General features: G+C 49.8%; 18 protein-coding genes. 13 read left to right on the top strand and 5 right to left on the bottom strand.

Going from position 1 to position 20,106, the window contains the following annotated elements; translation table 11 throughout:
• The first annotated feature begins 2 nt into the window (after window positions 1–2).
• From AC0L4K_RS11610 to AC0L4K_RS11585, 6 genes are read left to right on the top strand one after another with little or no spacing between them, the layout of a single operon-like run.
• Window positions 3–716 (top strand): RDD family protein, encoded by a 714-nt coding sequence (locus AC0L4K_RS11610; protein WP_417222153.1) that lies wholly within the window; start codon window positions 3–5, stop codon window positions 714–716.
• Entirely contained in the window at window positions 713–1,696 is a 984-nt protein-coding gene (locus tag AC0L4K_RS11605; protein ID WP_417222154.1) for a stage II sporulation protein M, read from the top strand. Before AC0L4K_RS11610 ends, AC0L4K_RS11605 begins: the two co-directional genes overlap by 4 nt.
• Entirely contained in the window at window positions 1,650–3,197 is a 1,548-nt protein-coding gene (locus AC0L4K_RS11600) for a hypothetical protein (protein WP_417222155.1), read from the top strand. The genes AC0L4K_RS11605 and AC0L4K_RS11600 overlap by 47 nt, the downstream gene beginning before the upstream one ends.
• Window positions 3,184–4,410: a DUF4350 domain-containing protein gene (locus AC0L4K_RS11595; protein ID WP_473266246.1), complete on the top strand. Its 1,227-nt coding sequence runs from the start codon at window positions 3,184–3,186 to the stop codon at window positions 4,408–4,410. Before AC0L4K_RS11600 ends, AC0L4K_RS11595 begins: the two co-directional genes overlap by 14 nt.
• The gene (locus AC0L4K_RS11590; protein ID WP_473266243.1) at window positions 4,407–5,390 is read left to right on the top strand and encodes an AAA family ATPase; all 984 of its coding nucleotides are present in this window, start codon (window positions 4,407–4,409) and stop codon (window positions 5,388–5,390) included. The genes AC0L4K_RS11595 and AC0L4K_RS11590 overlap by 4 nt, the downstream gene beginning before the upstream one ends.
• Window positions 5,387–6,691, top strand: a complete 1,305-nt coding sequence (locus AC0L4K_RS11585; protein ID WP_473266242.1) for a DUF58 domain-containing protein — start codon at window positions 5,387–5,389, stop codon at window positions 6,689–6,691. Before AC0L4K_RS11590 ends, AC0L4K_RS11585 begins: the two co-directional genes overlap by 4 nt.
• A 33-nt stretch (window positions 6,692–6,724) precedes the next feature.
• Here the strand turns inward: AC0L4K_RS11585 and AC0L4K_RS11580 are convergent, their stop codons facing one another.
• Window positions 6,725–7,642 (bottom strand): DMT family transporter, encoded by a 918-nt coding sequence (locus AC0L4K_RS11580; protein WP_473266240.1) that lies wholly within the window; start codon window positions 7,640–7,642, stop codon window positions 6,725–6,727.
• 130 nt (window positions 7,643–7,772) lie between these two features.
• Window positions 7,773–8,384, bottom strand: coding sequence for a riboflavin synthase subunit alpha (locus AC0L4K_RS11575; protein ID WP_473266238.1), 612 nt, complete (start codon window positions 8,382–8,384; stop codon window positions 7,773–7,775).
• A 79-nt stretch (window positions 8,385–8,463) separates the two neighbouring features.
• Here AC0L4K_RS11575 and AC0L4K_RS11570 point away from each other — a divergent pair, with 79 nt between their 5' ends.
• The gene (locus AC0L4K_RS11570; RefSeq protein WP_473266236.1) at window positions 8,464–9,369 is read left to right on the top strand and encodes a TIGR01777 family oxidoreductase; all 906 of its coding nucleotides are present in this window, start codon (window positions 8,464–8,466) and stop codon (window positions 9,367–9,369) included.
• A gap of 43 nt (window positions 9,370–9,412) precedes the next feature.
• Here the strand turns inward: AC0L4K_RS11570 and AC0L4K_RS11565 are convergent, their stop codons facing one another.
• The gene (locus AC0L4K_RS11565; RefSeq protein WP_473266235.1) at window positions 9,413–11,092 is read right to left on the bottom strand and encodes a BatD family protein; all 1,680 of its coding nucleotides are present in this window, start codon (window positions 11,090–11,092) and stop codon (window positions 9,413–9,415) included.
• A 333-nt stretch (window positions 11,093–11,425) separates the two neighbouring features.
• Here AC0L4K_RS11565 and AC0L4K_RS11560 point away from each other — a divergent pair, with 333 nt between their 5' ends.
• Both AC0L4K_RS11560 and AC0L4K_RS11555 read left to right on the top strand, forming a co-directional pair.
• Window positions 11,426–11,644, top strand: coding sequence for a DUF2835 domain-containing protein (locus AC0L4K_RS11560; RefSeq protein ID WP_417222170.1), 219 nt, complete (start codon window positions 11,426–11,428; stop codon window positions 11,642–11,644).
• A gap of 64 nt (window positions 11,645–11,708) precedes the next feature.
• A complete protein-coding gene (locus tag AC0L4K_RS11555) occupies window positions 11,709–12,743 on the top strand; it encodes a quinone-dependent dihydroorotate dehydrogenase (RefSeq protein WP_417222171.1) in 1,035 nt (344 codons plus the stop codon).
• A gap of 160 nt (window positions 12,744–12,903) precedes the next feature.
• Here AC0L4K_RS11555 and rmf read toward each other — a convergent pair whose 3' ends face one another.
• The gene (rmf, locus tag AC0L4K_RS11550; protein WP_417222174.1) at window positions 12,904–13,110 is read right to left on the bottom strand and encodes a ribosome modulation factor; all 207 of its coding nucleotides are present in this window, start codon (window positions 13,108–13,110) and stop codon (window positions 12,904–12,906) included.
• A gap of 408 nt (window positions 13,111–13,518) precedes the next feature.
• On the opposite strand from rmf, the gene rlmKL reads away from it, so the two are divergent.
• Together rlmKL and AC0L4K_RS11540 are read left to right on the top strand one after the other, a co-directional pair.
• Window positions 13,519–15,744, top strand: a complete 2,226-nt coding sequence (gene rlmKL, locus AC0L4K_RS11545) for a bifunctional 23S rRNA (guanine(2069)-N(7))-methyltransferase RlmK/23S rRNA (guanine(2445)-N(2))-methyltransferase RlmL (RefSeq protein WP_473266232.1) — start codon at window positions 13,519–13,521, stop codon at window positions 15,742–15,744.
• A 284-nt stretch (window positions 15,745–16,028) separates the two neighbouring features.
• Complete coding sequence (locus tag AC0L4K_RS11540; RefSeq protein ID WP_473266229.1) at window positions 16,029–17,237, top strand: ammonium transporter; 1,209 nt, start codon at window positions 16,029–16,031, stop codon at window positions 17,235–17,237.
• A gap of 354 nt (window positions 17,238–17,591) precedes the next feature.
• On the opposite strand, the gene gltA is transcribed toward AC0L4K_RS11540, so the two are convergent.
• On the bottom strand, window positions 17,592–18,872 hold the full coding sequence (gene gltA, locus AC0L4K_RS11535; RefSeq protein WP_417222179.1) for a citrate synthase: 1,281 nt from the start codon (window positions 18,870–18,872) through the stop codon (window positions 17,592–17,594).
• A 514-nt stretch (window positions 18,873–19,386) separates the two neighbouring features.
• Between gltA and sdhC the strand changes: the two genes are divergently transcribed.
• Both sdhC and sdhD read left to right on the top strand, forming a co-directional pair.
• Complete coding sequence (gene sdhC, locus AC0L4K_RS11530) at window positions 19,387–19,764, top strand: succinate dehydrogenase, cytochrome b556 subunit (RefSeq protein ID WP_417222182.1); 378 nt, start codon at window positions 19,387–19,389, stop codon at window positions 19,762–19,764.
• Complete coding sequence (gene sdhD / locus AC0L4K_RS11525) at window positions 19,758–20,105, top strand: succinate dehydrogenase, hydrophobic membrane anchor protein (RefSeq protein ID WP_417222184.1); 348 nt, start codon at window positions 19,758–19,760, stop codon at window positions 20,103–20,105. Before sdhC ends, sdhD begins: the two co-directional genes overlap by 7 nt.
• Window position 20,106: the final 1 nt, after the last annotated feature.

Raw genomic sequence — 20,106 nt, 5'->3', positions numbered from 1 at the left:
GCGTGAAATTGACGCTTGTGCGTAACCCAGTGCCCCTGACTGATACCGTCAGAGAACATGAAACGCCGGAAGGCATCTTACTCGAGCTACGCTTAGCGGGGCCTGTAGTAAGAGCCTGTGCCTGGAGTATCGATATGCTAATCCGGGTCATTCTGTATGGCTTGGTAGCGGGCGTTTTCGCCTTTTTCGGTGGTGTGGGTACTTCGCTGATGTTGATATTGTTCTTCCTGATCGAGTGGTTCTACCCGGTGTTGTTTGAGTTATATAACGGTGCTTCGCCGGGTAAAAAAGCCATGGGGCTGGTGGTGATTCAGGATAATGGCACCCCGGTAACATTCTCCTCTTCTCTGATTCGCAATCTTTTACGCGCAGCGGACTTCTTACCCTTTCTCTATGCCGCAGGTCTATTGTCAATGTTGCTGAATCGTCAATTTCAGCGTCTTGGTGATTTGGCTGCCGGCACCTTAGTTATCTATCGTGAGACCGCCTCGCCGCGGGTTCAGTTACCAGAAACGGAGCGGCGCCGTCCGCCGGTAGATTTGAGTGTCGATGAACAACGCGAGCTTATTCGTTTTGCCGAGCGTTGCCCGCAATTGAGTCGGGAACGGCAGATTGAGTTAGCGAGTTTACTTTTCCCGGTGACCGGTAAGCGATGCGCGGGTGCTGTGCAAGAGATTTTAGCTTATGCAGCTTGGCTAACTCGGGGCAGTCGATGAAGCAGGAGCAGTTCGAAGCGCGTTATCAGCCGCTTTGGCAACGGCTAGATGAGCAACTGAATCAGCTGGAATCCTTTCGTTTACGCCGCAAGGCTGAGTTGCCCGCTGACCTGCCCCAACTGTATCGCCAACTGTGTAATCATTATGCGTTATCTAAGACGCGTCGTTATAGCCCTCAGTTAGTCGAGTTTTTACACCGCCTTGTGCTGCGTGGACATCAACAACTCTATACCCGCCGAGGGGCTTGGTTATGGCGTTTGCTGACCTTTCTGGGGCGTGACTTCCCCGTGAGCCTGAGATTGAATCGTGGATACTTCTGGGTGGCGTTATCACTGTTTTTGCTGCCGGGGATGTTGGTGGGGGGATATTGCATCTATGACGATAGCTTTATCTACAGCCTGATGAGTGAGGCTGAAGTGAGCAAAATGGAAGAGATGTATCGGCCCGACAATGCTCATCTAGGTCGAACTTTTGAGCGCAGCGCAGAATCTGATTTCGCTATGTTTGGTTTTTACATTTATAACAATATCGGTATCGGCTTTCGTACCTTTGCCATGGGCATTTTGGCCGGTATTGGTACGGTGTTTACATTGTTTTATAACGGTCTGGTGATCGGTGGTGTGGCGGGCTATCTCACTGGTCTTGGGTATACCGAGACATTTTGGCCCTTTGTCAGCGGGCATTCGGCATTGGAGCTGACGGCGATTGTTATCAGTGGAGCGGCGGGTTTGATGGTCGGTCGAGGGGTGATCTGCCCCGGTCGTTATCGTCGCCTCGATGCTATTCGGTTGCAGGCGGGCCGCGCCATACCCTTGGTGATGGGGGCGGGGCTGATGTTGTTGGCAGCGGCTTTTATTGAGGCGTTCTGGTCGGCGAGTAGCCTGCCTAATGGGATTAAGTATGTAGCTTCGCTGATTCTCTGGATAACCATGATTGTTTATTTTGTCTATGCAGGCCGGGGGGCGAGTGGAGCTCGATAAACTCGAAATATCCCTGCGTCGGCGAACTCCTTGGGAGGCGATCGATCTTGGCTTTGCGCTAGCCCGTCGATGGTTTATGCCGCTTTGGTTACTTTGGATCAGTACCGCCGTGCCGGTAGGGCTCTGCCTGTTTTTCTTTTTATATGACCAGTTCTGGTTACTGATGTTATTGATCTGGTGGTTTAAACCATTATACGAACCGCCACTCATGTTTTGGTTGAGTCGCGCAGTATTTGGTGAATCGCTACCGGTTAAAGTTGTATTACGACAGTGGTGGGCGGTTGTTCGGCCGCAACTGCTGCTTAATCTTACTTTGCGTCGTCTTAATCCTTCCCGTTCATTTACGCTGCCGGTTGCGTTACTTGAAGGGTTGCAGGGAAAAGCTCGGCGTCAGCGGATACGGGTCTTGTCCCGGAATCAGCATGCGGCAACTTGGTTGACGGTGGTGGGTATTCATCTTGAGACGGTATTGGAGGTCGCCTTTATGACTGGGGTCTACTTGCTGATACCGGAGGATTTACGCTGGGCTAGTTTTAGCGATTTGCTATTGGCCCCAGGTAGTGTTGGCGACTGGTTGCAGTGGTTCGGTGGTTTGCTCTGTATGTCGATTATTGCCCCCTTTTATGTAGCGGCAGGGTTTGCCCTCTATCTTAACCGTCGCAGTGAGTTAGAAGCTTGGGATATTGAGATCAGCTTTCGCCGTACCGGTGAGCGTATTAAAGCGGCGTCAGTAGGTTTGCGTCGCGGTAAAACCCTGTTACTAATCGCAGTCTTCGTGTGCCTGTCGCCACTCACCAGTTCGCCTGCCGATGCAGCCCAATCAGTAAATGCCGCCGATGCTAAACCGTTAATTGAGCAAGTGCTGCAGGATGAAGCCTTTGGCCGGATAGAAGAAACCCAATACTGGCAGTATATTGGTCAACCCAACGAAGCTGAAGAAAGCTCAGACCCCAATGCTTTTATTGAGTGGCTGGCGGGTTTTTTTAACGGTGCAGAGGATTCCTATGATGCTATTGCGGCAGTGGGCAAAATTCTTATCTGGATTGCGGGGATTTTACTGAGTGTTTTTCTGCTCTATAAAGTGGTTAATAATCGCCAATGGTTACGAGCATTTCAGCGCCAGTCCTCAGGTGCCGATAAAACCTTACCGGTAGAACTGTTTGGTTTAGATCTGCGACCGGAGGCGTTGCCGTCAGATCCTGCAGTTGATGCCCATCGACTGATAACGCAAGGGGAATACCGTGAAGCGTTGAGCTTACTATATCGCGGTGCGTTGGTGTATCTAGTGACTCGAGCGCATATCGATATACCGGATAGTGCCACTGAGGGTGAGTGTGAAATATTGGTTCGAACTTATCGCAGTGAGTTAGAAGCGGAATACTTTAATCAGTTGACCGAGCATTGGTTGCGCATGGCTTATGGGCATATAGCCCCTGCTGAAGCGCCTGTGTTAGCGCTTTGTGAACATTGGCAGGAGGTCTACGGCCGTGTCGAAGACTAATCGCCTTGTGTTGTGGGGCTTAGGCGGCGTGTTGCTACTGTGCCTCGCGTGGTATGGCCAATGGTTTTTTAACAACTACCAGCGGCAGACCCAGTCACAGCGGGTGGACGTATCGCCGGCGGCGCAGCGCAACCCTTTTTTGGCGGCGGAACGATTTCTACAAACGCTGGGGTATCAGGCAGAGAGTTTTCGCGCCCGGGATTTAATCTCGAAGTTACCGCCACCTAGTGATGCACTGTTGGTGCGGCGGATGCAAACGGATCTTTCGGATGAGCAGCGGGAGCGGTTAAATACATGGTTAGAGGCCGGTGGTGTACTGATTGTAACCCCTCCTTATTTTACTGGTGACGGCTCTAACCGTGATGACTTTCTGTCGGATCTTGGTGTGGTGATGGTGTCCGGCAGTATCGATGAGCCTGTGGACGAGATCGAGACAGAAATGGACATCTTACACGCTGGCCAACCGGGTAGCGAAAGCGAAGCAGCCAGTGATGGTGGTTATCAAACCATTCGGTTGTTGTTCACTGGTGAAGCTGAACCGATAGAGGCGAGTTTTCGACGTAATCGATACCTTCAGGATCGTGACCACTGGGCATCTCAGCAGTTTGGTGTCGACGGCACTCAGTATCTACTGTTTGAAACCGGTCTGGGGCGCGTGATTGTACTCAGTGATCTTGATCTGTTTACCAACGAACGCATCGGGTTATTCGATCATGCCTATTTACTCGGTCAACTGGTCGGCGGGCGTCATAAGGTGTGGTTGCAATATGGTAATGATACACCGGCGTTGCCTCAGCTGTTATGGCAGAAAATACCCTTTGTAATCATGACATTGGCTGTGCTGTTGTTGTGCATGGGCTGGCGTTTGTTTTTATATACCGGTCCACCGCTTAATTTACATAAAGAGCAGCGGCGCAACCTATTGGAGCACATCGATGCTACGGCTGATTATGCTTGGCGTATCGATAAGGCTGACAGTCTGTTTGAACATAATCGTAACGTAATTGAGCAGGCTTGGCGTAAGCGCCATCCAAGCTTGAATAGCATGGATAACCAGCAGCGGGCGCAGTGGATTGGCGAGAAAACCGGTATGGCCGGCGCGGCGGTCGAGCGTAGCCTTTATCAGGATATTGCCAAAGATCAGGATTTTATTAAAGCGACACTGGTATTGCAGCAACTGGCCAGTGGTTTAAAACAGCGGGAGTTAAGATGAGCGATTTGCAGGGGCAGGAGCAACTGTCAGACAAGGTGCTGCGCAAGCTCGGGCAGTTGGAGCAGGAGATCGGTAAAGCGGTCATCGGGCAGCGTCAGGTGATTCGTGATACCACGGTTGCGCTATTGGCCGGTGGTCATGTGCTGGTGGAGGGTGTGCCTGGCTTAGGTAAAACGTTGTTGGTGCGCAGTTTAGCTGCGGCAGTGGGCGGAGTATTCAATCGGGTACAGTTTACGCCGGATTTGATGCCCAGCGATATCAGTGGTCATATTATGTTTGATCGCAAAAGTGATTCCTTCCGAGTACGCAAAGGGCCTGTATTCTGTAACTTCTTACTGGCTGATGAGATCAACCGGGCACCGGCAAAAACGCAATCTTCATTGTTAGAAGTGATGCAAGAACAGCAGGTTACGATCGAAGGGCAGACCTATGGCTTGCAGTTGCCCTTTTTGGTGTTGGCGACGCAAAACCCGATTGAGCAGGAAGGCACCTACCCGTTGCCCCAGGCTCAGCTCGATCGGTTTCTACTCAAGGTATTTATCGATTTCCCCGATAGGTCGGAAGAGCTGGAGATGGTGAAGCAGATTACCGCCGGTTCAGTCGCCGATAAGCTCGATGTGTCACAGATTGAAGAGGTGTTAACCCCTGCGGAGATTCTTAATCTCCAACGCTATACCTCCACATTAGCGGTGGATGAGCAGATTTTGGGTTATGCGGTGAATATTGTTCGTGCCACCCGAGACTGGAGTGGTATTGAATCTGGTAGCGGCCCTCGTGGCAGCATTGCGTTATTGCGGGCGGGTCGAGCGAATGCGGTGTTATCCGGGCGAAGCTTTGTTACGCCCGATGATATCAAGGCGGTTGCGCCGGCGGTATTGCGTCATCGCATTAAGCTCAGTGCCGATTTGGAGATTGAGGGCTATAAGGTCGATGATGTGTTAAACGACATCCTCAGTAATGTGCAGGCTCCACGAGTATGATCCCATCCCGCCGGACGGTGATGCTGGCCGCACTGCTATTGGTCGTAGCGGTCTGTGCTGCATTCTGGCCTGCGTTGGCAGGGCTGCGTAATGTGATCGTGGCGGCGGCGAGCACCTTATTGTTACTGGATTTGTTGTTACATCGACGAGAGCCGACTGCGCAGGTCTCGCGAGAGTTAAAGGGCAGTATTCCGGTAGGCGTATGGAGTAAGGTCACGCTGCGATTAACCAATCTCACTCAGCGAGCGCAGCAGCTAACATTGCATGACCATCACCCGGCTGATTATGGTGTCGAGGGCTTGCCGCTAACACTCACACTGCCGGCGCAACGGGGCGCTAAAGCGGTTTACCGTATTAAACCAGATCGACGCGGGGATGGTGACTTTAGCGGTATCGATCTGGTTACCGTATCACCGCTGGGATTGTGGCAGCGTAAGCAGCATGTGGCACTGCCGGATAGCGTTAAGGTTTATCCTAATTTTAGAGCCGTTAGCCAATACACCTTATTGGCGACCGATCATCAACTGAGCCAGTTGGGTATAAAGCATCGATTACGCCGTGGTGAAGGTAACGACTTTCATCAGTTACGGGAATATCGCGCCGGGGATGCACTGCGTCAAATCGATTGGAAGGCGACCTCCCGCTATCACAAGCTAATCTCCCGTGAATACCAGGATGAGCGGGATCAGCAGATTGTTTTTATGTTGGATTGTGGTCGGCGTATGCGTCACCGTGAAGAGGAGAGTGGACATCTCGATGAAGCTTTGAATGCGATGTTGCTGCTGGCCTATGTGGCGGCCCAGCAGGGCGATGCGGTGGGTTTTCATACCTTTGGTGGTGTCAAGCGGTGGTTTCCGCCGGTCAAAGGTAGCGCCGTTGTTCGCCAAATGATTGCCGGTAGCTATGATCTTGAAGCGACGATGGAAGCGGCTGACTATCTTGAAGCGGCGCGGGAACTGATGCCGCTACAGCGTCGACGAGCGTTGATCGTATTGGTCACCAATACCCGTGATGAAGACAGTGATGATCTTGCGATGGCGGTGCGCTTACTGTCTCGCCGCCACCTAGTGGTGGTGGCTGATCTGCGTGAACAGGTGCTCGATAAGGCACAAGCTACGCGAGTTTCTGATCTCGATTCAGCGCTGCGTTTTCATGGAGTGCAGCAGTACCTTGACAGCCGACAGCAGCACCATGAGACCTTACGGCATCAAGGTGCAATGCCTCTCGATCTGCTGGCTAAGCAGCTGCCGGTGGCTTTAATCAATCAGTACTTAACGGTGAAGGCATCGGGCCGGTTGTGATCGTCGTTGACTAGCGCCTCGATCGGTGGCGTATTAGCTCGCTTCGCTATGAGCCACCGGGCTACGATGTCGGAACAGGTTGAGCTGAGAGATGATCATCCCCAATAACATCAAACCGCAGCCGATCATGGCTCGCTGACTAAAGGCTTCATTCAGTAACCACCAACCGCCGATTACCGCAAACACCGCTTCTAAACTCATAATGATTGCCGCGTGGGACGCCGGAGCATGGCGTTGTGCTACTACCTGCAAGGTGTAGGCAACACCAACGGATAATAGTCCTGCATAAGCGATCGGCTGCCATGCTAGTAACAGGTTGGTGAGGTTGAGACTATCCATCTCGAAGATAAGGGCGATCAAAAAGCTCAGCAGTGCACAGATAAAAAATTGGATGATGGCGAGTCGCAGGTTGTCGAGCTGACTGGCTAACTTGCCAATTACCACCACATGCGCAGCCCAGAAGAAGGCACTACCTAAGACTAACAGGTCGCCGGTGTTGATATCGAGGCTGTCGCCACCGGTTTGCGTTACGGTGAGAAAATAGAGCCCCATCACCGCTAATAACCCACCGAGCCAGGTATTAATGCGGGTAACATGACCGAGAAAGAGACCAATGATGGGGACGATAATGATGTAGAGCCCGGTGATAAAACCGGCATTCCCAGCGGATGTCCAGAGTAGTCCAACTTGCTGTAATGAGGCCCCGAGAAACAGAAAAAGACCCGCGGTAATACTGCCTTTGAGCATCGCCCGGGGGGCGGTTGGTGCCGCACTCGGGCGAAATATCAGCAGTAATGGTAGTAATGATATGGCGCCTAGCAGAAAGCGAGCACCGTTAAAGCTAAAGGGGCCGAGATGGTCCATGCCCATCCGTTGTGCAACAAAAGCGAGTCCCCAGATAGCAGCGACGAGCAGTAGCGTTAGATCAGCACGGATATTGCGGGTTTCCATCAAAGAAGCCTCTGAGTACAGAAATAAAGCGGCTATTGTAGATCGCTGTTTAGCTAACGCAATGGGTAAGGCTATTTTATCTTCTGCGAGGCTAACGTTGTATTCATATCGAGTCGCAAATGGTTCGCGTCTATTGGTTAGACGATTGCATATAGCGCTCAACCGTATCAACCACGGCTTGCGTTTGACTGTCCACTTCTAAATTGATGGGGTCGCCTACCGCGGCTTGGCCAAACAGCGTCACTGAGAGTGTTTCGGGAATCAGAAAGACGTTGAAACGGTTTGCCTCGACTTCGCCGATGGTAAGGCTGCAGCCATTCAGGGCGACAAAGCCTTTGGGTAAAATGTATTTGATGATTTCGGCGGGGGCTTCAAACCAAACGATGCGATTATCCGCCGGTTGCTCAATGTCGACAATGGTCGCTTGCCCATGGACATGACCCGATAGCAGGTGTCCGCCGATTTCATCGCCGATACGGGCGGCTCGCTCAAAATTCACCCGGTCGCCAGCTTTGAGTTTGCCTAGGTTGGTGACTCTTAAGGTCTCCATAATAAGGTCGAATTGGATCTGATTATCGTTAAACGCCGTAATGGTTAAGCAGGTGCCATTAATGGCGATGCTGGCGCCGGTTTGTAGGTTGTCGCAATGAGAGTGGGGAAAGGCCAGTGTGAGCTGCATAAACTGGTCTTTAATGATTGCCGTAACAACTGTAGCCGTGCCCTGAACGATACCGGTGAACATAATTTTTCCTGTTGATTATCACTGGACTATGGTTATAAAGACAGACTGCATTGATTGCAATGCCTTAAAGGAGATCTGCATGAAGGTTCTTATCAGTGGCGCTACCGGTTTTATCGGTAGCCATCTCGTACCGCGTTTGCTTGAGGATGGACATGCGTTGATCATTTTGACCCGTGATGCAGCAAAAGCACGTGGGCTGTTCGGTGATCGGGTACAGGTCATTACTCACCTTGATCAGTTGTTATGTGACGAGAGGCTTGATGGCATTATTAACCTTGCCGGTGCGGGAATTGCCGATAAGCGCTGGAGCGAAGCACATAAAAAGACTCTCGTCGATAGTCGTGTTGATCTGACCGCTCAAATAAACGGCTTGATTAGCCGGCTGGAAGATAAACCTGATGTGATGATCAGTGGCTCTGCTATTGGTTACTATGGGTGCCGCAGTGACGGACTGCAACTGGATGAACAGGGAGAGGTGGTTGATGATTTCACCCATCAATTATGTCAACGCTGGGAAGCGGAAGCGCTTAAGGCCCAGACGCAGGGCGTTCGAGTGTGTTTACTGAGAACCGGAATTGTATTGGGAGACGGTGGCGCATTAGCGAAAATGTTACCGGCGTTTAAGCTTGGGCTAGGAGGGCCTGTCGCGCAGGGCAGTCAGTGGATGTCTTGGATCCATATGGATGATCAAATAGAGAGCATCTGTCTGTTGTTAACCCATGATCAGTTTAACGGGGCCTTCAACCTTACCTCACCAGAGGCGGTGACGAATGCCGTCTTTAGTGATCAACTGGCGGCAGCACTATCTCGCCCCGCTTGGTTTAGAGTGCCTGCTTTTGTGATTCAGTTATTGCTGGGTCAGGGCAGTGATCTATTGGTTAAGGGGCAGCGGGTTTACCCCCAGCGTCTGCTCGACGCGGGTTATCAATTTGCCTACCCTAAACTGTCCGCCGCTTTGAAGCAGATTATTGATAAACCACATTAAGGGGCATTAAATACAGCGAATAGCGTCGGATTTTGTTTAGTTGTTATGAGCGGATATGCTCGAGGGCTTTGGCTAATAGGTCGCCGGACCACTGGCCGGACTCAGAGCCGCTAATATAACTTTCCATATCGATCAATAAGAGCTCGAGTGTTTTACTCTTTTTTAGATCACTTAAATCGAGACTGTCATTAAAGCGGTTGTGGGGCCAGAACAGCCTAGCCCACTCGAGAATTAATAGCCGAGCTTCCAGCGGTTGATCGTTGTAGCAGGCCTCAATGGCGAGGTTAAATGCTTTTTGCTCGGCCTGTAGCATTTTATTCAATTTGTCCCGATTAGTTTCCTGCTTCCCGCGGGATTTTTGTGCCTGCGGCGATGGCGGCACTTGCGGTTTCTGTGCTGTTGATCCTTTGTCTTGCTCACCGATATCAAACTTCTTACGGCGTTGAGAGGCATAGCTATATAACCAGCCAAGGGAGGAAATGATTGCGATTGCCGCCAATAACCATACCAACAACTGTGCATTTTTTTCTGTCTCTGGATCGAGACTTGGTTCGGGGGGATCGGCGGGCTTGTCATTGCTGTTTAAGACAACGGCCTGAGAGGCTGGCGTCGCTGGCGTAACGTTTAAAATTCGCAGGGGTAAGCGGGCGGTTGCACTACTATCTTGATTGATATTCCACCAAGGAATTGCAATCTCGGGGAGGGTGACTTCGCCACGCTCGGTTGGGGTGATGTGTACGGTTTCGGTTCGACTACTGATAATGCCACTCGGCGTGACTTTTTGTTCTAGGCTAACATCATCGACACGAATTTGTGCCAGTTCATTACGCAGCGGCATAATGGCCGGCAGCTGATCGGCCAGTAAGCCCTCGGCACTGATTCTAAATGTACGCACCTGGCTTTCACCCAGCGTCAGGGTGTTTACAGCACCGCTGGTCAGTTCTTCAAGGTCTAATCTGGTGGTTGGTAGCCAATAGCCACGTTTTTGCTGCGCTACAGGGGGAAAGACATCGATCGCCATCGGTTCGGTATTGAGTTCGGGTGCCCCAGGGCCGGCACTGAAAATTGCACCGGGAATCGTCAGTTGGCCGGTTTTTTCCGGGAATAAGGCATAACTTTGCTCCGTCACCTGATAGGTCTGGCCCTTCATTTGGCGACTGTAGTGTTGTTGGTCGCCGAGTGGAATGATCTTAGTGCCCGGCAGCACGGGGGCTGACAGTGTGGACATTGGCGGAAGATCATTAAGGTGAAACAATCGGGTGCTGTAGAGCAGTTGACTGTTTTGGTAGACCTCATGACTGTTAACGGAGCTTTCGAGATAATCATCATGGCTAACCAGTGCCGCGGCCCCGCTAGAACCCTCAACACTGATCAGTTGCGGTTCGCTATATTGGTTGTTCATGTGTAGCGCGGGAATTTGTATATCCCCAGCCCGGCGAGGACGTAGTAGGATTTTCCAGCGTGTGGTGTTTTGGTTTGCACCATTGGCGTAGCTAGACACTGTCATCTGCTTGCTGCCGAGAAAATGAAAATCTTGTGTGAGTGGCGAAAAGTCTGGCCGGCTAGCGGTGCGTTGGTCGACTTCAACCGTCAGCAGAATGGTTTCCCCTTCCGCAATGGCGAAGCGATCAGGATAAACATTCAGTTGGGCATATGCCGGAAAAGATAAGCAGGCGATGAGTCCGGCAAAGAGTAAACGGGTATGGTGAAGCAAGTGTGACATAAGTGGCTTTATCTCCGGTTGACTATCCGGCTCCAAGAGTCATGTGACGGGCTACAGCGGCCTATAGACGGTCTCGCGACCGCTATTACAACGCATCGTAGCATAACTGAAAAATAGCTCTAAAAGATATCTTTTGGGGTTTTATAAGCCATTGTTTTTGCTATATTCAGAATCCTGAATGGTCTAGCTGCAGGCTAAATCACCGAGTGCCTTCATTGTCCTGTGACTGGGTTATGGTGGATCTCGGTGTAAAACCGATCGCCGATGCAGGCTAACCGTAAATAGCTATCAAACCATAACGAGGCCGCAGAGCTGGTCTTAAGCGCTGAGTATATGCAATCTATCATCGTCGATATCAGTTTAACTGCCGAACAATACCTCGCCCACTATCGGCAAGAGGTAAAGGATGTGGTGGCCAGAAGCCGTGATGGCCGACGGGTGCGGTTTCCATCATCATTGTTGCAGCCTTATCTGCTTCATAATGGCATTCAGGGGAGTTTTCGCATCTCTTTTAGTGATTCTGGTAAATTCAGTGCCATAGAAAAGCTCTGATTTTTTTACAGTGCCGGCGACTTTGCATATAATGCCCGCACTTTAAATTGACTTGTGGAATTCCATGCTCTATCAAGCTGCCCGATCTCTGTTGTTTAAGCTCGACCCTGAAACGGCCCATGACCTGTCTCTGAACAGTCTCAACCTGATGGCCAGTGTCGGATTAAATTCACTTTTTCGTGTTAAAACACTCAGTCAACCGGTTGAAGTGATGGGAATTCAATTCCCAAACCCGGTGGGACTGGCGGCAGGGCTGGATAAAAACGGCATTGCGATTGACGGTATGGCGTCATTGGGGTTTGGTTTTGTTGAGGTGGGCACTGTTACGCCACGGCCTCAGCCGGGTAATCCTCAACCAAGACTGTTCCGTATCCCTGAGCACCAAGCGATCATAAACCGGATGGGGTTTAATAATCAGGGGGTTGATACGCTGCTGAAAAATATTGAGAAGAGCCGTTATAACGGTATTCTCGGGATTAACATCGGTAAAAATTTCGATACCCCGGTGGAAAATGCCATCGATGATTATCTGATCTGTATGCGTAAAGTGTACGATAAAGCAACCTATATTACAGTTAATGTCTCCTCGCCAAATACGCCGGGGCTGCGCTCCCTTCAGTTTGGTGATTCCCTTAATGAGTTGTTGGCAGCGCTTAAAACCGAGCAAGCCCGACTTGCCTTATTGCATGGGAAGTATGTTCCGGTTGCGGTTAAGATTGCACCTGATATGAGTGAAGAAGAGTTCGTGCTGGTGGCTGCAGCGCTTAAATCTTATGAAATGGATGGAGTGATTGCGACCAATACGACGCTTTCGCGAGCCGGTGTTGAAGACTCTGCGGTGGCACAAGAAGCGGGAGGTTTAAGTGGCGTGCCGGTGCGTAATGCGGCGACCAAAGCGATCCGTATACTGTCTCGTGAACTGGGTGGCGCATTGCCGATTATCGGTGTTGGTGGTATTACCAATGGTTTTGATGCGGCGGAGAAGATTGAAGCGGGTGCTTCATTGGTGCAGGTGTATACCGGTTTTATCTATCGCGGCCCTGAATTGATTGCGGAATCGGTTAAAGCGATCGCCGAGCTTGATGCTGTGACGCTATAAAAGAGCTATCTGAACTAGGGTTCTAGATCTCAGTTAGGTTATTTTGAGTGAGATGATGCATAGCTTTTTCTTAAGTGGTTAATCGCCTGTGGTGTAAACAAAAAGAAAGGCTCCCTAGGAGCCTTTCTCAGTTTATATGCCTTAGCATTAATATGGTGGCTTAATGTAAAGATGGATTTATATGTATAGCCGAGACACCCGACTGACCATCCCAATGTGCTTCACGGCCCTCGCGCCAACCACTTAACCAGTGGTTACGGAGCTCACCCAGAGTGACTGGGCACTCGTCTTTAGATTTACCCACGAGTCCGGCTGTAAAGCCACGGTTGAAAAGTACTGAAGAACGATCACGTTTTTGTCTCTTCATGTAAAGATGCCTCTATATAGTGCTTAATATTTTCGGGTGGGTTACTGATGTGGCAACCAAGCGCATTGGCTCTTTGTTAAGCGTGGCGCCGGTTACATTTCAGTAATCCCAGTTACAGTGACATATAGCTCCTGTTGTTGGTGTTAAATACTATGATTCACAATGGCTGAAATGGTTTCCTGTGTGTAATTAAAAAAAAGTATCAAGAATCGAATTTTAATTGAATTGTCATAAATGTATTGGCAAAAGAGCATGACTTCAACGGCTTGCGTGGGGGTTGTCAAACAACAATGGCTGATTGAAAAAAATTCACTTTATTAGAGTTTTCTTTGAATTCGCATCTTAGTCATTGGTCTTAAAAGCGTTTGCCGTTAATATGCCTGTTCTTAAAAGAGGTATCCCCTGAGTATGAAATTCTTTGCTACCTGCCCGAAAGGGCTGGAGCCTGTTCTGTTTGATGAACTTCAGGCCCTGAATGTTGAAACGCCAAAACAAACCTTGGCCGGTGTATATTTTTCTGGCGGTTTAGAAGCCGCTTATCGCGCCTGCTTATGGTCGCGTGTGGCTAACCGTGTGTTGCTTGAGTTGCACCGTTGCCCAGCGGAAACAGCTGAAGCGCTTTACCGTGGTGTTCAGGAAATCAAGTGGCTCGAGCATATGCGGCCTGAAGGGACTTTAATTATTGACTTTACCGGCCAGTCCGAGGGGATTAACCATAGTCGGTTCGGTGCGCAAAAGGTTAAGGATGCGATTGTCGATCAGATTCGTGATGAAACCGGTCGTCGACCCTCGGTGGATCGGCAGAAGCCTGATCTACGGGTAAATGTTCACCTGCAACGGGGTGAGGCGACCATTGCCGTGGATATTTCCGGAGATAGTTTGCATCGCCGTGGTTATCGCTTGCAGTCGGGGGCTGCGCCAATGAAGGAAAACCTGGCTGCTGCGCTGCTATATCGCTGTGGTTGGCCTGAGAAGGCGCGTGAAGGCCAAGCGTTGCTCGACCCCATGTGTGGCTCAGGCACCCTGTTAATTGAAGGTGTGTTGATGGCGGCTGATATTGCCCCAGGTCTGTTGCGGCGTGATTACGGCTTCACTTACTGGACACAGCATAACAACGTCCTTTGGCAAACCTTGCTGGAGGAGGCGCGGGAGCGCCGTGACGTTGGTCTCAAACAGGTGGCAAGTCGTTTTGAGGGCTTTGATGCGGATGCGAAGGTGTTGGGGATTGCGCGGGATAATGCGCGCCGTGCCGGTGTCGAAAATCTGATTCATCTTGAGCGCCGCGAATTATCTCGATTATCGCATCCCGCCATTGATACCGCAGGCTTGGTATTAACGAACCCGCCTTATGGTGAGCGTTTAGGGGATGAGCCGACCCTGTTTTTCCTTTATCAGCACCTTGGCGAGCGCTTGAAAGCAGAGTTTACCGGTTGGCAGGCGGCGGTTTTTACCGGCAACCCTGAACTTTGCAAGATGATGAAACTGGCGTCGGATAAAACCTATAAGTTGTATAACGGTGCGATCCCTAGTCAGCTACAAATCTTTAATATTCGCGCCCGTAGTGAGAAAGAGGTCGCGGCAGCCAGTAAGCCTGTGCTGGCCGCGAAGGCTATGCCTGAGGTGGTAACGGAATCCGTTGATGATGCGGTGGCAGACGCTGCGCCTGTTGTATTAAGCGATGGCGCGCAGATGTTAGCTAATCGATTGAGCAAAAATCTGAAGCAGTTGAGTAAGTGGGCTAAACGTCAGAATATCACTTGTTATCGATTATACGATGCTGATTTGCCGGAATATTCCGCCGCCATCGATATCTATAATGATTGGGTGCATGTGCAGGAATATCAGGCGCCTAAAAGTGTCGATGTGGTTAAAGCCTTTGCGCGTTTGCAAGAAATTGTCGCGGTGTTGCCAGCGGTGCTGAATATCCCGGCGGAGAATATTATTCTCAAGCAACGGCGCAAGCAGCAGGGGACTAATCAATATGAGAAGCAGGATCAAACCGAACGCTTTATTGATATCACTGAAGGGGGTTGTCGGATTCTGGTTAACCTAGATGATTATCTTGATACTGGTTTGTTTTTGGATCATCGTCCGATTCGCTTGCAGATTCAGCAAGAGGCGAAAGGCAAAGATTTTCTTAATCTATTCAGTTATACCGGCACAGCCTCTCTGCACGCTGCCAAAGGTGGTGCACGGTCGACCACTAGTATTGATATGTCCGCCACCTATATGAACTGGGCTAAGAAAAATTTTGCCCTGAATGGCTTTGCCGAAGCGCGTAACCACTTTCTGCAGGAAGATTGTGTAAAATGGCTGCGGGCGCAGAAGGGTGAGGGCTATGACCTGATCTTTATGGACCCGCCTACATTCTCCAATTCAAAGCGGATGCATGATGTCTTTGATGTGCAGCGTGATCATGGGGAGCTAATCAGTCTAGCGATGGGTCTGCTGCGTCCCGACGGTAAGTTGATTTTCTCCAATAACTACCGACGCTTTAAAATTGATGCGGTATTGTCTGAGCGCTTTAAGGTGGTCGATATTACCCGTAAAACGATCGACCTGGATTTCAAGCGTAACAGTAAGATTCACCAGTGCTTTGAAATATCCGCTAAATCTGAGATTGATGGCGATTAATGCTTAGATGACGCTGCATGTTAAAAAAACCACCTCGCGGTGGTTTTTTTGGCGCGTTTAGGCTGCGTTGAACTGGTGCGTTGATTAGATTGGCATGGTCTATGCTTTATATATTGCGCCTTTTTGGAGCGATTTTGGCTATTGTCGATAAACCCTCGCTATCAGGTTGATATAGAGGGTTGCTGCCAGCATCCAAACTATTCTAATAAAATTTAAATGCACTATTTAGGTGCTGATGATAGAAGTCAGCCTTAAATGAGTGCGTTATTCAGCAGGAGATCTCCGTGGAAAGCGTTAATAGTGCTGTAGAAACACTCGTCCAGAGTTCAAATACGTTATTTATTCTGATGGGGGCGATCATGGTGTTTGCCATGCATGCTGGGTTTGCCTTTCTTGAGGTAGGCACAGTACGGCAGAAGAACCAAGTGAATGCGTTGGTGAAAATAATGACGGACTTCGGATTTTCCGCAGTGGCTTATTTTTTTATCGGCTATTGGGTGGCGTACGATGTGACGTTTTTTCAGGATGCGGAAACGTTATCTCAAGGTAATGGCTATGAGTTGGTTAAATTCTTCTTTCTGCTGACCTTTGCGGCAGCAATTCCCGCTATTGTCTCGGGTGGTATTGCTGAGCGGGCGCGGTTTTGGCCCTTCTTGATTGCCTCGTCGTTGATTGTTGGTTTTGTTTATCCATTTTTTGAAGGCATTATCTGGAACGGTAACTATGGTATTCAGGATTGGCTTGAGGCGTCTTTTGGTGCTGCATTTCATGACTTTGCTGGATCGGTTGTGGTACATGGCGTCGGTGGTTGGTTAGGTCTTGTGGCGGTGATTATGTTGGGTATCCGTAAGGGGCGTTATCGCGGTGGCAAGTTGGTGGCGTTTCCGCCATCGAATATTCCGTTTTTGGCGCTCGGTGCGTGGATTCTATGTATCGGTTGGTTCGGTTTTAATGTGATGTCTGCGCAGACGCTGGAAGGTATTTCGGGCTTAGTGGCGGTGAACAGTTTGATGGCGATGGTTGGTGGTATTATCGTGTCATTGCTGTTGGGTAAAAATGACCCGGGTTTCATTCATAATGGGCCTTTGGCTGGGCTGGTGGCGATCTGTGCGGGTTCCGATATTGTCCATCCTATCGGTGCGCTGATAATTGGTGGTGTAGCTGGAGCATTATTTGTCTGGATGTTTACCATCGTGCAAAACCGTTGGAAGATTGATGATGTTCTCGGTGTGTGGCCATTACACGGTCTCTGTGGTGCCTGGGGCGGGATTGCGGCCGGTATCTTTGGCTCAACCGCGTTAGGTGGTTTGGGCGGTGTCAGTCTGCTGACGCAGTTGGTCGGTACTGGGATGGGTATTGCTATCGCGGTGGTCGGTGGTGTTATCGTTTATGGTGGGTTGAAGGTCGTTATGGGGCTGCGGCTTGATGAAGAAGAGGAATTCAGCGGTGCGGACCTCTCTATTCATAATATTGAGTCGGTATCGGCTGACTAAGCTTGCATAAACACTATGCTTAAGCCTGCCTCAGCGGGCCGATTAAAAAACCAGGCTTGCCTGGTTTTTTTGTGTTTATGGCATAGGTGTTGAAAGCGGTTAAGTTTTTGTTGCTTGAGTGGTGAGGTTGTTGAAAAGGCCTTAGGATTGATCTTTAGGGTTTTGTTGGGTTGTTCTTCGTTTTGCCGGTATCTGGGGCTCATGACGGGCTTGGGCTGTGCTGCGAACTGTGCGGATTAATGATCGTGCTGTGGCTGTGGTCATCGTGTGAAGGAGTGGTTGGTGTGGATCTGTGCGTGCATTATTGAAGAGACAAAAAAAGCCGCTAGTAGCGGCTTTTTTGTCTTTGGCGTATTACTTCTTAGGGTAATCGCGTTGTACAGGTCCTGTGTACAGCTGACGTGGACGACCGATTTTGTTCGGGCTGCTGTGGAATTCACTCCAATGGGAGATCCAGCCGATAGTACGTGACAGCGCGAAGATAACGGTGAACATGTTAGTCGGAATGCCGACCGCTTTAAGGATGATGCCTGAGTAGAAGTCTACGTTTGGATAGAGTTTGCGATCCACGAAATATTGATCTTCTAGGGCGATCTGCTCGAGGCGTTTAGCGATCTTCAGCAGAGGGTCATTTTCGATGCCTAGCTCAGCCAGTACTTCGTCGCAGGTTTGCTTCATCACTTTGGCGCGAGGGTCAAAGTTACGGTAAACCCGGTGACCGAAGCCCATTAGGCGGAAAGAATCGTCAGGATCTTTAGCGCGCTGGATGAACTCTTCGATATTGGATTCATCACCAATTTCGTTCAGCATGGTCAGCACGGCTTCGTTTGCGCCGCCGTGGGCAGGGCCCCAAAGTGCAGCAATACCGGAAGCGATACAGGCGAATGGGTTAGCGCCAGAAGAGCCAGCCAGACGCACGGTAGATGTAGAGGCGTTTTGTTCATGATCTGCATGCAACAGGAAGATCTTGTCCATCGCTTTGGCGAGCACAGGATTAGTGACATAGTCAGAACATGGGTTGCCAAACATCATTTGTAGGAAGTTGTCAGCATAGTCCAGATCGTTACGTGGATACTGGAATGGCTGGCCGATGCTGTACTTGTAACACATGGCCGCAATCGTCGGCATTTTAGCAATCAGACGGTAAGCGCAGACTTCCCGATGATGCGCATCATCGATATCCAAGGAGTCGTGGTAGAAGGCCGACAGTGCGCCCACAACGCCGACCATGATAGCCATTGGGTGTGCGTCACGGCGGAAGCCGTTAAAGAAGTGGAGCATCTGTTCGTGAACCATAGTGTGGTTCTTAACAGTATCGACGAAGGTTTGCTTTTGCTCGGGAGTTGGTAGTTCTCCATTCAGCAGCAAGTAACATACTTCGAGGTAATCAGAATTTTCTGCCAGCTGCTCAATCGGATAGCCACCGTGCAATAGAACGCCTTTGCCACCATCGATGTAGGTAATAGCGGAATCACAAGCCGCAGTAGAAACAAAGCCAGGATCGTAAGTGAACAGGCCTTTACCAGTCAGGGCGCGTACATCAATAACATCAGGTCCCATAGTACCGGTGTAAACCGGTAATTCGAATACCTCGTCGATGCCGTCGACTGTTAAGCGTGCTTTTTTGTCAGCCATTATAGGCTCCTATCATTTCTGTTTAATCTGAATGACTTTATAAATTGTAGTAGGGTAATTTTGTCGCCACAGCAGGGTTTGCAGTTAATCCTGTGGGCGCACGGCCCTTAATTATCAGTCACAGTCTAAAGGGTTTAGCTCGTAACAGGACCCTGACACTATAGTGAGTTGAATGCGTTTGTCAATTCAATTACGCCTCCTTTTATTGCAATGCAGCAATGCGCTAAGCCTTTGTATTAGCGCTCTAACAGGAAAATTAAATTAGCTGAATAATCATTTGGTTGTAGGCGATTAGAAGGCTGTGTGCAGTATAAAAAACACTAGACAATAGACGTAGAAACAGTGTTGGTTAATTGTATTGCGACAATTTGCTGGTATACTCCGTTTCCAGCTTGCATTGCTCATTTCGGGATGGGGTGCAGGCGCTGGACCGAGGTACTTATCTTTGTCTTTGTACACTACCTTTAACAACCTGGCCCTGCAATTGGGCTTAACATAAGTGTGAACAAGAGCCGTGAACGAGAAAAGACCCGTAAACTTAGATCTACGAACTATTAAACAGCCACTTCCGGCTATCACTTCCATACTGCACCGTGCAACGGGGCTAGCGTTGTTCTTTGGCGCTTTCTTTATGCTGTATGCACTTGGAATGTCTCTTGAGTCCGAGCAAGGCTTTAATGCTGCTGCTCAGATGTTGACTGAGAGCTTCTTCGCGAAGCTGATTGCGTGGGGACTGGTTTCAGCGTTGCTGTATCACTTCTTTGCCGGTATCAAACATCTAGTAATGGATTTTGGTCATTGTGAAGAGTTAGAGAGCGGTAAGATGGCTGCCAAGGTTACTTTGGTGGTATCTGCTGTTGCTATTCTGCTGGCAGGAGTATGGATATGGTAACTTCAATTACAAGTTTTGGCCGGAGTGGGCTATACGACTGGATGATTCAGCGTGTAACTGCTGTTGTGCTGCTTGCTTTTACAGTTTTTATGATGGGCTACATGCTGTTCAATCCAGATTTGGATTATCAGCAGTGGAGTGAATTGTTCAGTTGTACCGCTATGCGCATTTTTGCATTGCTGGCGATACTGTCTATGGCGGCTCACGCCTGGATCGGTATGTGGTCAATTTCAACTGACTACATCAAGCCAACTGGCATTCGCTTCTTGTTCCAGTCCGCTTGTGGTCTCTTGACGTTTATATACGTCGCTTGGGGCGTTCAGATTCTGTGGGGAGTGTAAG

It is taken from the genome of Amphritea sp. GJ51-11 (genome assembly GCF_055808735.1).
This window is presented reverse-complemented; position numbering and strand designations above follow the sequence as displayed.

Coding starts and splice junctions, on each gene's coding strand:
- AC0L4K_RS11605 (WP_417222154.1), top strand. CDS start 713: ATGAAGCAGGAGCAGTTCGAAGCGCGTTATCAGCCGCTTTGGCAACGG.
- AC0L4K_RS11590 (WP_473266243.1), top strand. CDS start 4,407: ATGAGCGATTTGCAGGGGCAGGAGCAACTGTCAGACAAGGTGCTGCGC.
- AC0L4K_RS11585 (WP_473266242.1), top strand. CDS start 5,387: ATGATCCCATCCCGCCGGACGGTGATGCTGGCCGCACTGCTATTGGTC.
- AC0L4K_RS11580 (WP_473266240.1), bottom strand. CDS start 7,642: ATGGAAACCCGCAATATCCGTGCTGATCTAACGCTACTGCTCGTCGCT.
- AC0L4K_RS11575 (WP_473266238.1), bottom strand. CDS start 8,384: ATGTTCACCGGTATCGTTCAGGGCACGGCTACAGTTGTTACGGCAATC.
- AC0L4K_RS11570 (WP_473266236.1), top strand. CDS start 8,464: ATGAAGGTTCTTATCAGTGGCGCTACCGGTTTTATCGGTAGCCATCTC.
- AC0L4K_RS11565 (WP_473266235.1), bottom strand. CDS start 11,092: ATGTCACACTTGCTTCACCATACCCGTTTACTCTTTGCCGGACTCATC.
- AC0L4K_RS11560 (WP_417222170.1), top strand. CDS start 11,426: ATGCAATCTATCATCGTCGATATCAGTTTAACTGCCGAACAATACCTC.
- AC0L4K_RS11555 (WP_417222171.1), top strand. CDS start 11,709: ATGCTCTATCAAGCTGCCCGATCTCTGTTGTTTAAGCTCGACCCTGAA.
- rmf (WP_417222174.1), bottom strand. CDS start 13,110: ATGAAGAGACAAAAACGTGATCGTTCTTCAGTACTTTTCAACCGTGGC.
- rlmKL (WP_473266232.1), top strand. CDS start 13,519: ATGAAATTCTTTGCTACCTGCCCGAAAGGGCTGGAGCCTGTTCTGTTT.
- gltA (WP_417222179.1), bottom strand. CDS start 18,872: ATGGCTGACAAAAAAGCACGCTTAACAGTCGACGGCATCGACGAGGTA.
- sdhD (WP_417222184.1), top strand. CDS start 19,758: ATGGTAACTTCAATTACAAGTTTTGGCCGGAGTGGGCTATACGACTGG.